Here is a 14873-nt window from a genome sequence, read left to right on the forward strand (position 1 = left end):
TGTCAGATCATCTTTGCCAAAGACAAGTTCGCTTTTAAATACCTCGGGTGTGATAAATCTTGTCGGCACGTCAATGTTGAGATGCTTGATTTTCTCCATGATTTTTGTTTTTTTGATGTTGGGGTGCCAGGCCAGGTACCATCCCCAGTCTCCGAAACTGGGCACATTCTCATGAAAGGCAAGGATGGAAAGTTTTGCACTTTCTATAGTTCTTCCGATACAAAGAAAGCTTTCCTTTGCAAGATAAGGCGATGTTGCCTGAACCACCATCAACCCATGCTGTGACAGGTGCTGCTTCACTTTTTTATAAAACTCTTTGGCGTAAAGCTTGGTCAATTCAGGCGTGGAAGGGTCTGGCAGGTCAATTATGATGACATCCCAGAAGCCGGAAACAGCGCTTAAAAATTTATCTGCATCAATATTCATCAGTTTTACATCGGCAAGTTTCCGGGTTTCAGATTGTTTGGCGTACTGATTTTTTTTATTGGTTTCAATGTAGAGCCTTTTATCGATTCCCGGGGAGACACCTTTGCCTGCTATGGTGACAAGGCGGGCATCTTTGAAGGCGTCCTGGTTAATTCGCTTTAAAACAGAATGGGTTTTAGCAAGACGGGTCATTTCAGGATCAAGGTCCACCAGAAGCACTTCTTTTACGTCTTTATATTTTAAGACCTCCCTTAAAACACAGCCATCTCCGCCGCCGAGAATAAGGATTCTTTTTTTGATCGGAACAAGATTCATGACCGGATGCACCATGGGTTCATGGTATCGTTGTTCATCTGTGCTGCAAAATTGCAGGTTCCCGTTTAAAAAGAGCCTGACTTCATCAAAGGGCTTGTAATGGGTAATGGCGATATGCTGGTATCGGGTGGTTTTGCTTAATATAATGGGGTCATCATACAGGGGCTGCTCAATTTTTATATTCCATTGCCGGTTATTAAGATATCCGTAAAAGATGGCACAAAAAGTGATCAGCATGATGGCAGGAATCAGAAATCCTCTCTTTAACAGGCCTTTTTTTGAGAAATAGATAAAGGTGATAAAGGCCAGAGAAAAGTTGGCCCCGGCAGTCAGAAAGGCTGCTTCCGTGATGGGTGTGAATCTTAAAAGAACAAATACATAAATGAATGAACCGATCAGGCAGCCAAGGTAATCAGCGCTCAGGATGTTTCCAAGGTTGGTGGATAATTCGTTGCTGAAGTCGTTGTTGATCCTGATAATCACGGGGATTTCAAGTCCTATCATGATCCCGATGAAACTGACGAAAAAATATAGGACCAGGATGTAATGGGCAGTATAACCATAAGATATGTAAGTTAAGGTGGGAGAGAATCCTCCCACAAGTGCCAGGCTTGTTTCAACGGCGATAAAAGTGTAAATAAGATATTTTTTTGAAATCTGTGCCTGGATCAGACTGCCAAACCCCATCCAGAACAGCATGAGTCCAATGACCATGGCCCATTGTTCAAAGGAATTGCCAAGGATCATGGAGGCAAGGCTTGCCTGGATATATTCAAGGATAATACCGCAGGCACCGCTCGCAAACATGCAGGCGCACAGCAACACAGATGCAAAATTGAGCCGGCCCTTTGTTTTTGTCATTTTTTTACATGGAGAAGGCTATGATAATCGCAACCGCATTAATGGCACTTACCACAACGATCAAGGCGGCAACATTCCGGTCTTCCTTGACTTCCGTGGCAATATCGGTCGTGGGCAGAAGAAGTCTGTCGATCACTGTCCTGAAAATCAACAGCATAACAATTCCGAAAAAAGCATATATACCAAAACCTGCAAGATCATTGGCCCATCCTGTGAACGGACCTGAAATACTTGACATGAGAATAATGCCTAAAGCCATGAGGAGACCGCCAAGTCCGATACCGGCTGCCAAATTATTATCTTTTATCTCTTTCCTTACATTAAAGGGCGTGATCACCTCATAAAGAAATCCGAAAATTAACAAGGTCAGTTGACCCACGATAAAAAAGAGAATGGCACTTACAATTCCCTGGAAAAAGGTTCCACCGGTTCCTGAAAGTGATCCGTTAAGAATGAATCCTGTGGCAATATACATCCCTGCTTCGACCATGCCCACAGCTGCATTCCCGACAACTTCACTTCCGTCAGGCTGTTGAAATACTTTGATGCATTCTTCATCATTATTGATATTGCTCAACATGATAAAATCATTGATAAACCGGGACGCGAACATAAATCCCGTGATAATAAGCCCGTCAATCAACAACTGGATCACATCAAGAAAAAAACCTTTTGAAGATCCGCCCATGGCACCTGAAAGTGCAATGGCAATCCCGAGATAAAGCCCGGCCCTTCTTAAGCCTACAGCAACATTTCCATCATCAATATGCGTATCATCATCAAACTCTTTTGTGCGCCGGTCATCTATTTTTTTAACCAGCCAGATAAAAAAGATGCCCACAATGACATATGTAAGTGCTTGACTAAGTCCTGTGAGAGTTACAGCTATATCCATTCTTTCCTCCTTAGAATTGTTCTATTTACCTTTACTTTTTGGACCACCGCCACGAAGGTTGGCCCCGGCGCCCCTGACAGAAGCGGTCTGGGATTTGAAACCGCCGCTTTTTGCAAAATTTGTACTCTGAAATCCTGGTGATTGTTTTAGTAAGGTGCCGGACGTACCATATTTCTGGAACCCTTTTTGGGTCTTGCCGAAATACGGCCGGTTGTTCCTATAATTATTGTTCCAGCCATTCCAGGAATTGTAACCATAATAGGATGGCCGAGGACTTAAGAGCATGGAAAAAAGGGCATATTTTCCATACCAGGACCAGAATTGATTGCCTGTATTATCTTTTTTCCATTCCCCGTATTTCGAATTGCCCACATAGGCCATTCCCGGAGGTGCTGCCTGGGTCAGACGATCCTGTTCAAACACACCATAGGGTTTGGCCAGTATAGCCATACCAAGGTATTCAAACTTGGCATCATAAAAGCTTGCATCCACCTTTTCCCAATCCGTCTCTTTTGTTTCACCGTTTTCTTCCAGCGTGTATTTATGGAAATAGGCTTCCTTTGAATCTTCAACCCAGAAAGCAGCGGCATTATGCCCTCTTCCCGGCCATTGCTCGGCAGGGTTAATGGACAATTCTTTCCACATGTTGCCGACCTTGCTTGAAAATCTTGACCCTGTGAAGCCTGCGGTAATCGCTGCAATGGTATCCAGGTTATCAGCCGTTAACCCCTCATATAATTCAGGACTGACCTGACGTTGAAAGGTGGCAAACTTTGGGTCGTAATAATCAGAGTTTTCATTCCAGGATTCCCTTTTTATGGTTACGAAATACTCTTCTTTCATATCCATAAGAATTTTTGTGTAACCGGAATAGAGCTGGGCCATTTCTCCGGTTATTTTTGTTTCAAGGGTTTTAGCTTGTGAAAGATCGGAAGAAAGCGCTGCAGTACTATCTGTGAAAGCCGCATAATCGGCATTTGAGCTCGCCGAATGCCTGTTGTATTCGGCTGTCACAATACTCAAATAATCGTGGGACTGTCTTTCAAGTTTTGATAGAGGTGCAAACCGGGCATTTATTTTTTCTGATAAATCAGGAAAGTCAGTGTCGGCTTTTGCTATGGGGCCGGTTTTTATTTCATTTGCAATCCGGCTGATCTGTTCGGCATCGTTTTTTGACCGGGAGTGTAAACCTTTGGCATTGTCAATGGTCTCCCTGATCTTTGAAAAGCGTGAAGACGGGTATCGGGCCAAACCTTCAGCATCCTGGAGAATTTTTTTTATCCGATTAATCTGCTGTTTGACCTCTTGGGCAAGTTCTGGTTTGTTTTTACTGATCAGGGGTTTCAAGTCTTTGTCATAAAGTGTTTTTGCCCTGGTAAGCTCGGTATGGGCAAGTTGAAATTTTTGAATCCAGTTTTCCTTTAAGGCAAATGCTTTAACAGCCTTAAATTCAGATGATTTCGTCAGGCTTAAATATTTATCCTTATGTTTGTCCACCTGGGATTGGCCGGTCTTAATGGCGTTGGGCAGAGATTTGGCTTCATTTTTTAGATCTTTGGGAAGACCTGCGCCACATCCGGTAAGTACTGCAATCAGGCCTGCAATGGTCAATCCTGCAATGAAGTTCATAAGGAGATGTCTTTTTTTATGAACCATCCTTAAAGGTCTCCTTTGCTGATGATGCTGATAGTGTTCGGATCAACAGGGCTTGAAGTATAAATCTGGTATTCATCCTTGCCTGATCCCGACCATTCCTCAATGGTCAGAAATTTGGTGTGGCCTTCATTTTCAAATTCATACATATAGACCTTTTCTTCCTTGCTTCCCCGGTAATAAATCGATGCCCAGTCATCTTCATACCAGAATTTTTCACCATTGATCACAATCATATCCTTGTCATCGGCAATCTGGTCAAGATCATCTTCATCTATGGCTTCTCCAGCCTCATCCTTTAAATTCCTGAATGAAAATCGTTCAAGGGTCATGGAAATTTCAAGCTCATCATCGAATTCCCATTCAAAATTTAAAGTTTGTCCGGATTCAAGGCAAAGACAGGTCAGTTCAGAAATAAAATACCCTTTTTTGTTTTTAAAATCATCTGAAGTTTCTTCATATTTATTTAAGCTTTTTACAAAATAGGTGTTGCCAAGGTATTCAAAAAATGAATGTTTCCCGGCTTCCTTCAAACTCAGCAACATCTTTTCCTGTCCGGAAACAAGCTGTTCTTTTTTAAGGGTTCTGATGGCACCCAATCTTTCCTGGAAAGATTTTTGTGTTGCTATATCAAGCATACAATTCCTCCAAATTTAAACGTTCAGACCTATGTGTCCTCACGCCTTGCTGTTAACGCATCGGTTCTTGCCCGGAACCGGTCATTCATTTTTCCAAGGGCATTGGAGCTCTGGGAGGCAATATTAATAGTTTCCTGTGAAATCAGGGCATAGGTTTCAAAAGCCTGTTCATAGGTTTGACACGCTTCTTCAAGCGCCTCAATATTAACAGTCATGCTCTGGCTCATTTTAGCACCTTTGATGGCGGCATTGCCAATAACAGTGGCCGTGTCTTTCATGGTTTCGGCAGCGGCCTTCTGAACCATATCCAGATGTTGCATGGTCTCCATCTGTTGTTCAGCGGCAACCCTGACAGCCAGGGCATTTTTAACAGCCGTTGAAAGGATCATGTCAGTCCTCTGTATCAGCCGTCTGACCAGGTGGGAATTTCTCACCATCATCTCTCCGCCAAACCGTGTCTGGAGGTTTGAGTTGTCAATGGTCTGGAGGTCCACCACAGCCATGGCAAGGTCACTGGTCAGTGTAGTCAGGGCCTCTTTGTTTCTCGCATCTTCGATGATTGCCAGGTGATCCATCAGTTTCTGCCAGATGATCTGTCCGAGGTAGATTTGTTCCTGGAGCCTTGGCTGAATCTCTTTTAAAGAGTCACAAATGGTGGAAAGCTCTGATGCATCAAAGGCTACCTGGTCGGCTTCATTTCTTAAATGATCACGGATGCCGTCAATTGTGGAATTAACGGTTTCCCTTCGCTCTGCGATAATCTTAAGTATTTCATCTCCTTTGGGCAGCCGGTTCACGGTTTTTGTAAACAGACCCAACATTTTTTTGGAAAAGGGCATCTCAGCTCTTGCCACCATGGTGGGGTTCACCTTGTCCAATTCGATTTTAATGGCAAGGATATTTTTGCCCACAGGGGAAGAATCATCTGCAGCCACATTTTTGAGCACATTGCCCATTTTACGGTCATAAAGGGTCACCTGGGCCTGGGTTTCGTCCATAATTCCCTGGCCCAGGCCGAAAACGAAATTGCCAAGCTGCCAGTCAGATGGATCAGCTTTTATTTTTTCAAGGAATTCATTGGCCTGGGCTTCAATAGCCCCTATATCTTCAACAGCCAGGTGTTTGGGTTGTACAGGTTCAAGATTGGAAGGGGCCTGGACCGGGGTTAGTGCCCCTTGACCCGAAACCTGAGTTACTTCGGCAAGTACCGGGGCTTTTGCCTGTTGAGCAACGTTTTGAAGGTCTTGCACCATATCGTTCATTTTATCCTCCTAAATAAGAGATATCATAACAAAAGGTTTAAATCTGTAAATATTTATGAAAATTTACCTGCAAGGAAATTCGCCATGGTTTTAAATTCTGCGGTCTCATTTTTTTCAACAATATCCCTGGACCGGTTGGAGACGTCATGCAGGCTTTTTATAGTTTTCTCAAATATGTCAAACTGGTTCTTTCGGCTGTCCTGTGACAGGTCAAGGTATTCCTTAACAGTCTTGTAAAGATGTTCCCTGCCGATTTTTTTGATTTCATAGGTCAGGGTTTCACCGGGATATCTTTCCATCATTTCCGGCGTGATTGCCATAAGGTCATCAATAATAGCTTCTATTTCCGCGGTCATTTCAACTGGAAGATTTCTGTCCTTTCTCATCAGAATATTTAAATTTAACAAAGAATCCAGAATGGCCTTGTACTCTTGGCCAGGGGATGTTTCAGACCGGGAGGCTGGCGAAGGCTGCGGGCTGTCTTTTGCCGCAGTCCCTTTGGCTTTGCCCTTTTTTATCATAATGGCAAAACCGATACCGGCAATAAGAATGATTGCTATTGCAATGTTCATTGTCTTGCTCCTTGGTTTAAGGTATTCATATCAACAATATCTTAAGAAAAATAATGCAAAACTTTATATTTACAAGGTTGGAAATCGTTAAAACCTGTAACACTCTATACTGGGTTTCCTGAAAAATCAAGAAAGGAACAGGGTAAACCAAAACCAGAATTCTTTAAATTTTCAATATATATAAATCACAAAATCATTTTTATGTGATTTATATATTGGTACTTTAAAAAGTTGATTATCTGCGTGGTGAATGAAATTTCCCCCAACTACAATATCTTGTGTAGGTCTTGATTCAGAAAACCCGGGACTTTTAATAATAGTGCTCCTGTCGAAATCCGGAATTTGTCGGCAACAAAAAATAGATGGTCTGGGTTTTTGAAGCAAGATTCTGATTAATCTCCAATTATGTAGCGAGTTTATTTTGTTGCGAGTTTACCCCGCCTGATCTCGCAGACCCCGCCTCTTATTTTTAAAATAATACCCCGCCAGCTTTTCGTATAGGCCTATCATAGATCTGAGGAGGTACCAGGTTTATGAAGACAGTTTTATTCATGGCCTGAACGACTTATATTTCTTGCAAAAGAAATGCCAATTAGACCACAAAAAGAGATATTCCTTGACTTCCTACCGTATTCTTATACCATGGAACCAGTTGTACCGTTAAAAATGACGTACAAACGTTTCCGCCTTACGGTGTTTATCTTTGATCCCCAAATGTGGTCAGCCTCCCTAAGTTAGAAGCTAATATTTTTTTCGAACAATTTGTTTATTGTACAAAAAATTTCATCCTTAAAAAGGAGTGTTATTTTTTGAATACATTAACTCGTTATAACGAGGAGGTCTATGCGACTAAATAAGAACCCTTATCCCCAAAGACGTATCACTACTGCTTTACTCCTTGCAGCCGGCACAGGAAGCCGCCTGTTCCCCCTGACACAAAAATCACCCAAATGCCTTACCCTTGTTAATGAAACCTCCATATTGGAACGATTGATCAAAAGCTTGAATCAACATGGTTTCAAGCGGCTGGTTGTGGTCACCGGCCACCTGGAAGACTGTATTCGTAATTTTTTAGAAATCCGAGCCGGGAAAATTAAAATCGAATATGTGTTCAGCCCATTATACAAAACAACCAATAATATATATTCTTTATGGATGGCTCGAGAAATTATCAATGAACCATTTGTGCTCATTGAAAGCGATCTTGTTTTTGATCCGTCTTTATTGACAGACATGCTTTACCCTGACAGGATTGCCATTGCACGAATGAAGCCTTGGCTGAACGGTTCGACTGTTACAATCAATCCATCCAACTCGGTTGATGCATTCCATAGTGATGCAAAAAATAATTCTGAACAAACCCGATACAAGACAGTTAATATTTACAGCCTTTCGGTTTCATCATGGTACCGGGTTATCGAAAAACTGAACCTTTATATTTTAGCCGGCAGGGTCAATGATTATTATGAAGCCGTGTTTCAACAAATGGTGGCAGAAAGATCATTATCTTTTCAAGCGGTCTTTTTTGACCATAAACCCTGGTATGAAATTGACACAATTGAAGATCTTGCATTTGCTGAAAAGCTGTTTCCAACAAAAACCAGCAAACCGCTTTCTGTTTATGATATAGAACCTGACCGTTTAGAAAATACAGACCTGTACCCCCGTAAATCCTTTGTTGAAGGAAGTCTATATGCCCGATCTTGATTATGAAAATCACATAGAAAAATATGAATTTATTTCCGGTCAACATGGCGGATACTATCGCCATGATTTTATTGATCATGCTTATTTATATAACCTTTACTTCCCGCCGGAAGAGGTTTTTACCTGCTTTAAAAACCAAATCCATGACCTTGTCCTGAACTACCCTGTTGCACAGGATGTTCTTGCTTCTCTTGTGGGTAAACTAATCAATCAAAAACCTGAGCACATTGTTGTCGGCAATGGCGCAGCCGAACTGATTAAAATTGTTTCAGGGCAAATTGCCCGAAAGATAGTTATTCCAGTGCCTTCGTTCAACGAATATGTAAATGCCGCACCCAAGGGATGCGCCATAGAGTTTCTCCTTGAGAGCCCTTCTTTTCAACTGGATGTGGATAAATTTGCGGCTCATATCATTAAAACCGGCGCAGATATTGCAGTCGTAGTCACACCAAACAATCCAACCGCCATAGCCGTTCCCAAGCCCGACCTGATCCGTCTGGCTGAGAAACTGTCCGACCATGACTGCCTTTTGATCATTGATGAGTCCTTTATTGATTTTGTTCAGGACCCCGATCAAAAATCTGGTCAGATATCTGGTCAGACATCCATGGAAGATCAAATCCAGACATATCCCAATATCGCTATTTTTAAAAGCATGAGTAAAGCATACGGTATCTGTGGTCTTCGGATTGGCTATCTTTTGACAAGAAACTCCAATTTCATAAAAGCTGTCCGCCAGGGCGTTCATATCTGGAACATAAATGGATTTGCAGAAGAATTTTTAAGGATTTTACCTGATTATCGCGACGCCTTCATTAAAAGCTGTGACCAGGTTAAAAAGGATAGGGATAGGCTTTACAAGGATCTGTCGGCTTTTCCAGGACTCACGGTTTATAAGCCGGATGCCAATTTTGTTTTTTGCCGATTGCCGGATATCGGGCCGAATGGTCCTGAACTAACAAAAAAATTATTTATAGAGCATAATATGTATATCAAACACTGTCAGGGTAAAACCATGCCCCATGCTGACCGGTATATCCGTATTGCAGCCCGAACAAAAGAAGAAAATACCAACTTGGTGGACGCGCTGGCATCCATCCTTGGGGATAAAAATAAATAAAGAGGACCTCGATGAGTACATCACAATCTAAACCTTCACACCAAACCGGAATGCTCTGGTTTGCAAAAGATCTTCCCAATATTTGTTCTCTTGCAGGGCTTTTATGTGCGCTGCTGGGGATATACTTTGCAGTGTTGAAAAACTTCCCTGCTGCCATTATCGGGATGATATGGGCAGTTCTTTTTGACTGGGGTGATGGAATTATTGCTCGAAAAATAGAGGGCCGAACAGATGAACAAAAAAATTTCGGAGCACAGCTGGATTCAATAATTGATATGGTTAGCTTTGGAATCTGTCCAGCTGTTTTCCTTTTAAGCTATGGAGGGTTCAGTGCTTGGTTTTTGCCGGGCGCATTTGTAATCGTCGCCACCGGCGCAATACGGCTGAGCTATTTCAATATTTTCGGTCTTGTAGACAGTACCACATACAAGGGGCTTGCCCTTGACAACAATATTATTGTTTTTGCTTTTGTTTTTCTGTTTGAATCTTTATTTTCCACTGCAACTTTTTCAATTATACTTTATATGATGTTCATGACCATGGCCGGGTTTAATCTTTCACCGCTGAGAACACCAAAATTTGCCGGCAAATGGTTTTATGTACTCATGGTTTATACTGTGGCATTGACAATTATCTATGGCTGGATATTATCAGCCTGAGTATAGCTCAACAAATAAAAGGTATGCAGATAGGAACTTTCTGGAAGATGCTCCAATTCCAATAACAGGGAAGCATTTGGGATTTGTATTATAGGCTTGAATTTTTAATAACTTTTTGGGCTTTTTTGACTAGATCACAAGGCATTAAAAAAAGCGAGGCTTTTGATGAAAATCAATCGGCTGATTACATTGCCCAGGACCCTGCTATCAACGGCAGCATGTTGTTGGCGTACAATGGGCGAATCAAAAGTTCCAAGCTGCAATTAAAAAAGGAAAAAAGTTGTGTATAATGCTGAATTAGATGATTCAATTTTAAAGAGAACAGATCCAAGAGTAAACGCTCATTTATACCAATTATTGAATGTCTTTCATAAAATATCCAAAAAATTTAACATTAGATATTGGGCCGAGTGTGGAACACTTTTAGGATATAAGCGACATGGTGGTATTATTCCTTGGGATGATGATGTTGATGTAGATATTCACCCCGATGATTTCTCTAAACTCTCTGATATTGAATTGGTGAAAGAAATATCTAAATATGGTTACACCTTATGTCCAATTTATTTGGGTTATAGGTTATGTCCCCAGAAATTACCAAGTTTTGGCAGGTCTGTGGAAAATGATACCACCCAGAATGTAGAATACAATTGGCCTTTTTTAGATATTTTCGCTACTACTTTTTTTGATAAAACAAGTTCTGGCAAACAGGATCACATACGTTACAAAGATCAAGACGCTTTAAAATGGTGGCCGGATTATTATCTAACTAAAAATGAAATAAAACTAAAAGAAGTGGAATTTGGTCCAGAAAACTCAAAAATAATAATTTCTATCCCCAACAAAATTGATGATTATTTAAATCGAATATTTGGTTTTGACTATATGGAAATTGCATACCAAGAGTGGGATCATGCAAACAATTGTGCTATCAAAAAACAAATTTGCAAAGTAATAGATAGAGAGCCGGGAAAGGTGATCTTCGCTGAAATGCCTTTAGATTAAATAAGTATCCTGTCTCAATATCTTGTGGTGAGAAACAATTAAATTTTGAATGTTCAGACTACATTATATGAACCAGAACCTGCGTCAAAGGTCATTTTTACGCAATAGTTTTTATAATATAACAAATTTATAGTTGCTGATTTTAAAAAATATTTTTCATGGTTTGACTGCTGTAAAATGAATCTCCAATTATGTAGCGAGTTTACCCCGCCAGCCTTTCGTATAGGCAGATTATTGACCTGAGAAAGTGTAAATTGTCCTATGATCGATCCTCAAACTCTTGGCAATTGATTAATATTGGGGTTTTTCTATGTCCGCCAAATAGAACATTTATCGAAATGTATTGCAGGTTCCGCAAAAGCAAAGGCGGCAAGAAATTTTTAAATCTATTCGAAGTCGCCTTGCAGTGCAGGTCTATTTACCTTGCAACGAACGGATTGCCTGGGATTTTTGTAAAAGTTCAAAGGCCTGGAATGTTAAAACTGCGGACTGTTTGAGGACATACCTGCCCGCAGTTTCCGCAGTTAAATGGAAGGCCTTTTAGAACTTTAACCTGAAGGTCACACGTAAAAAATCGTTCAGGCAATAGAGAGTGTAAGGTGATCAGGCCGGAACGGGTATGAATAGTGGGTCTTTTTGTTTTATATCTGGGGTGCCAAGTCCTGTGAAGATTTGTCCAGTTTTTCTTTTTCCATACCAACAATTTTTTGAAGATTCTTGTATGGGACATCTTTTTTCATGCCCGGACAGGAGTTTGCCATGGTATTCCAGTTTTCAGGATGCTTAATGATAGTTTGAATGAAAGGCCAGGCGTTGCACATATAGGGCTTTACCGGATGGATAGTGCATTGTTTGATTCTGTCAAAGAAAATACAGCATCCGTCTTTACCAAGTGTTAAAACATACCTTGACCCTGACGTGTCGCAATATCGGGCAACAAATTTTTTGGGATCAAGGTTCATATATGTTGAGATATTGATGATATTCTGTTTAGTAACATAGGTGCCGCCAAACCCGTTGCAGCATTCACCACATAGTTGGCATTCAAAAATATCATCGCAGGTCTTAAATTCAGAATCCATATCTTTTTTCCATTGCTTTTTGCATGGTCAGCTGGTCGATATATTGCAAATCACTACCCATGGGGATACCGGAAGCAATCCTTGTGATCCTGATCTTTGTTTTTTTAAGTTTTCCAAGGATATAGGAAGCGGTGGCTTCTCCTTCAACATTGGTTTTGGTTGCAAGGATAATTTCTTTTATTTTTTCAGGGTTTGCCCTTTTAAACAACTCCTTTATCCTGATATCATCCGGACCTATGCCGTCAATGGGAGAAAGTGCCCCCCCCAGTATGTGATAGGTTCCAAAGAATGCATTTGATTTTTCTATGGCAGCCATATCGGTCGGATTTTCCACAACACAGATACTGGTCTGGTCCCTTTGCGGATCAGAGCATATCCTGCATTTATCTTTGTCGCTTAAGGCAAAGCAGACCGTACACAGCCGAATGCTGCTTTTCAGTTCAATGATGTCGGCAGCCAAAGTCACTGCTTCATGATTCGGAGCATGAAGAATGTGGAGCGCAAGTCTTTCCGCCGTCTTTTTTCCAATACCCGGAAGCTTTGACAGGCTGTTGATCAGTTTTAAAATTGGCTCAGGATAATATCTCATATTTTTTAAAGACCGGGAATATTGAGTCCGCCGGTCAGTTTTCCCATTTCAGAAGAGACCATTTCCTGGGACTTGTTCAAAACATCATTGACTGCTGCTAATACAAGATCCTGAAGCATTTCAATATCTTCGGGATCAACTACTTCTTTTTCAAGAACAATGGATTCAATCTTTTGCCCACCATTGGCAATCACTTTGACCATACCGCCGCCTGAAGAGGCTTCAACAGTTTTTGTGGCAAGCTCAGCCTGAGTTTTCAGCATTTTTTTTTGAAGTTTTTGGGCTTGTTTCATCATTGAATTCATATTTTTCATGATCCTTCACTCCTATATTTTAATTAATTATTTCGCCGTTAAATATTTTTTGAGCTTCAACAACCAGCGGGTGATTGAAGTTTGCTTGTTTGGCTTTTATTTCAATTTTTTTTTTTCGGGTTAAATTATTGTTTTCGGAAAGTATTTTGATTATCAGGGATTTACCAAGAAATTCTTTGCATATGTTTTGCAGTTCATGCTTTTTTCTTTCAAGCCTTGTTTTATCAAAAGACGAACCATTTTTCAGTTCAACGATAATTTCACTGGTTTTGGTTTGAGTCACCTTCCCTTTGGAAAGAAGGGTAAACATAAAGGGGAGTGTCTGCTCTATTTTGTTTAAAAACTCCTGCCAGGTTCTTGTTGCGCGACTTTTATCGGGTTCCGGTGACGGTTTTAAACTTGCATCATACCCGGGTGTCACCACAGATTCTCTGACCGCCTGAATATCAGTGTCTTTCGTTGGATGGTTTTTTGCCGCAGGTTTTTGTGCCGGTTCAAATTTGTGCTGCGAGGTTGAAAGTTCGGAAGGTATCTGGTTTAAATTTATCTGCTTTGCAAGAATATCAAGCTGGTTAATAATCTTATCAATTTGTGCGCCAGGGTTTATTTGAAGCAGTTTTAACAGGACCATTTCAATAGCGGTTTTTGTATGTGATGAATATTTGACAATGGATTCTTCATCCAAAAGGATTTGTAAAATAGTGTTGATAAAACCACTGGACAGGACAGAAACCATTTGAAAAATTTTTTCTTTTTCAGAATCTGTGACATTGACGGCCGGGCTGCCCTTGCCACATATTTTAATTACACTCATGTTTCTGAAATGGGAAAGAATATCAGAATAAAATTTTTTCAGGTCAATTCCTGAATTGTTTATTTCTTCTATAATTTCGATGAGCCGGGCACCATCGTTTTCAAAGATTGCTGCTGATAGTTCATGCATGATTTGCCGGTCAAGGATACCAAGACCGTCCAACACACGGTTATGTTCAATTTCTTTGGTGTTGGCCGAGGATAATACCCTGTCAAGAAGGCTTAAAGCATCTCTTATGGAGCCGTCAGCTTCTTGGGCAATCAGGTCAAGGCTCTGTTTTTCAATACGGAACCCTTCCTTTTTGCAAAGATGCTGTAAATGGTTTGAAATCATTTCCAAAGAAATTCTGCTAAGGTCATGCCGTTGACATCTGGACAGGATGGTTGCCGGGATTTTGTGTGCCTCAGTGGTGGCAAAAATGAACATGACATGCTCAGGGGGTTCTTCAAGGGTTTTGAGCAGCGCATTAAATGCAGCAGTAGACAACATATGGACTTCATCGATAATATATATTTTATACTTTGCCGATGAAGGCATATAGGTGACATTTTCCCTTAAGTCCCGGATTTGATCTACGCTGTTGTTGGATGCCCCGTCGATTTCAAAAACATCTGTACAATGCCCTTCAATGATACCTCTGCAAATTTTACAATTGTTGCAGGGCAGGACTATCGGACCTTCTTTGCAATTCATTGCCTTGGCCAGGATCCGTGCAAGGGTTGTTTTTCCGGTGCCCCTGGGCCCTGTGAAAAGAATGGCATGGGCAACCCTGTCCTGCGAGATCGCATTTGAAAGGGTGGTGGTAACGTGGCTCTGCCCGACAACTTTGTCAAATGTCTGGGGCCTATATTTCAGTGCTAATACTTGATATGACATGTTATCTTAAATATGACTGGTTATGATCAGTGGCGGAGAAGGAGGGATTCGAACCCTCGGTACCCGGTTAGGATACACACGCTTT

The 14873-nt window shown here is 41.1% G+C and carries 14 protein-coding genes; 4 read left to right on the top strand and 10 right to left on the bottom strand.

Going from position 1 to position 14873, the window contains the following annotated elements; translation table 11 throughout:
* The 6 genes from QAI40_RS13905 to QAI40_RS13930 all read right to left on the bottom strand — a co-directional run.
* Positions 1-1602, bottom strand: a 1602-nt coding sequence (locus tag QAI40_RS13905; RefSeq protein ID WP_299981571.1) for a polyamine aminopropyltransferase, incomplete at its 3' end; no start/stop codon positions are given.
* Between the two features lie 4 nt (positions 1603-1606).
* A complete protein-coding gene (locus tag QAI40_RS13910) occupies positions 1607-2497 on the bottom strand; it encodes a DUF350 domain-containing protein (RefSeq protein ID WP_299981573.1) in 891 nt (296 codons plus the stop codon).
* A gap of 21 nt (positions 2498-2518) precedes the next feature.
* On the bottom strand, positions 2519-4153 hold the full coding sequence (locus QAI40_RS13915; protein ID WP_299981575.1) for a hypothetical protein: 1635 nt from the start codon (positions 4151-4153) through the stop codon (positions 2519-2521).
* 2 nt (positions 4154-4155) lie between these two features.
* Positions 4156-4788 (bottom strand): DUF4178 domain-containing protein, encoded by a 633-nt coding sequence (locus QAI40_RS13920; protein WP_299981577.1) that lies wholly within the window; start codon positions 4786-4788, stop codon positions 4156-4158.
* A gap of 29 nt (positions 4789-4817) precedes the next feature.
* Positions 4818-6050: a toxic anion resistance protein gene (locus QAI40_RS13925; RefSeq protein ID WP_299981579.1), complete on the bottom strand. Its 1233-nt coding sequence runs from the start codon at positions 6048-6050 to the stop codon at positions 4818-4820.
* A gap of 53 nt (positions 6051-6103) precedes the next feature.
* A complete protein-coding gene (locus tag QAI40_RS13930; protein WP_299981581.1) occupies positions 6104-6622 on the bottom strand; it encodes a hypothetical protein in 519 nt (172 codons plus the stop codon).
* A gap of 843 nt (positions 6623-7465) precedes the next feature.
* Here QAI40_RS13930 and QAI40_RS13935 point away from each other — a divergent pair.
* The 4 genes from QAI40_RS13935 (at position 7466) to QAI40_RS13950 (ending at position 11113) form a co-directional block, all read left to right on the top strand.
* Positions 7466-8329, top strand: a complete 864-nt coding sequence (locus QAI40_RS13935) for a phosphocholine cytidylyltransferase family protein (RefSeq protein WP_304511704.1) — start codon at positions 7466-7468, stop codon at positions 8327-8329.
* Positions 8316-9449, top strand: coding sequence for a pyridoxal phosphate-dependent aminotransferase (locus QAI40_RS13940; protein ID WP_299981585.1), 1134 nt, complete (start codon positions 8316-8318; stop codon positions 9447-9449). Before QAI40_RS13935 ends, QAI40_RS13940 begins: the two co-directional genes overlap by 14 nt.
* An 11-nt stretch (positions 9450-9460) precedes the next feature.
* Positions 9461-10108 carry a CDP-alcohol phosphatidyltransferase family protein gene (locus QAI40_RS13945; protein WP_299981587.1) on the top strand — a complete coding sequence of 216 codons (648 nt, stop codon included), beginning with the start codon at positions 9461-9463 and terminating at the stop codon, positions 10106-10108.
* 282 nt (positions 10109-10390) lie between these two features.
* Positions 10391-11113, top strand: a complete 723-nt coding sequence (locus QAI40_RS13950) for a LicD family protein (protein WP_299981589.1) — start codon at positions 10391-10393, stop codon at positions 11111-11113.
* A gap of 641 nt (positions 11114-11754) precedes the next feature.
* On the opposite strand, the gene QAI40_RS13955 is transcribed toward QAI40_RS13950, so the two are convergent.
* Genes QAI40_RS13955 through dnaX form a run of 4 tightly spaced genes read right to left on the bottom strand, consistent with a single transcriptional unit; the run spans position 11755 to position 14788 of the window.
* Positions 11755-12195 carry a YkgJ family cysteine cluster protein gene (locus QAI40_RS13955; RefSeq protein ID WP_299981591.1) on the bottom strand — a complete coding sequence of 147 codons (441 nt, stop codon included), beginning with the start codon at positions 12193-12195 and terminating at the stop codon, positions 11755-11757.
* A complete protein-coding gene (gene recR, locus QAI40_RS13960; protein WP_299981593.1) occupies positions 12185-12784 on the bottom strand; it encodes a recombination mediator RecR in 600 nt (199 codons plus the stop codon). Before recR ends, QAI40_RS13955 begins: the two co-directional genes overlap by 11 nt.
* A 5-nt stretch (positions 12785-12789) precedes the next feature.
* Positions 12790-13098, bottom strand: a complete 309-nt coding sequence (locus QAI40_RS13965; protein WP_299981595.1) for a YbaB/EbfC family nucleoid-associated protein — start codon at positions 13096-13098, stop codon at positions 12790-12792.
* A gap of 19 nt (positions 13099-13117) precedes the next feature.
* A complete protein-coding gene (dnaX, locus tag QAI40_RS13970; RefSeq protein ID WP_299981597.1) occupies positions 13118-14788 on the bottom strand; it encodes a DNA polymerase III subunit gamma/tau in 1671 nt (556 codons plus the stop codon).
* Positions 14789-14873 lie beyond the last annotated feature (85 nt).

Origin of the sequence: Desulfobacula sp. (assembly GCF_030611305.1) — a bacterium.
Lineage (GTDB): Bacteria > Desulfobacterota > Desulfobacteria > Desulfobacterales > Desulfobacteraceae > Desulfobacula.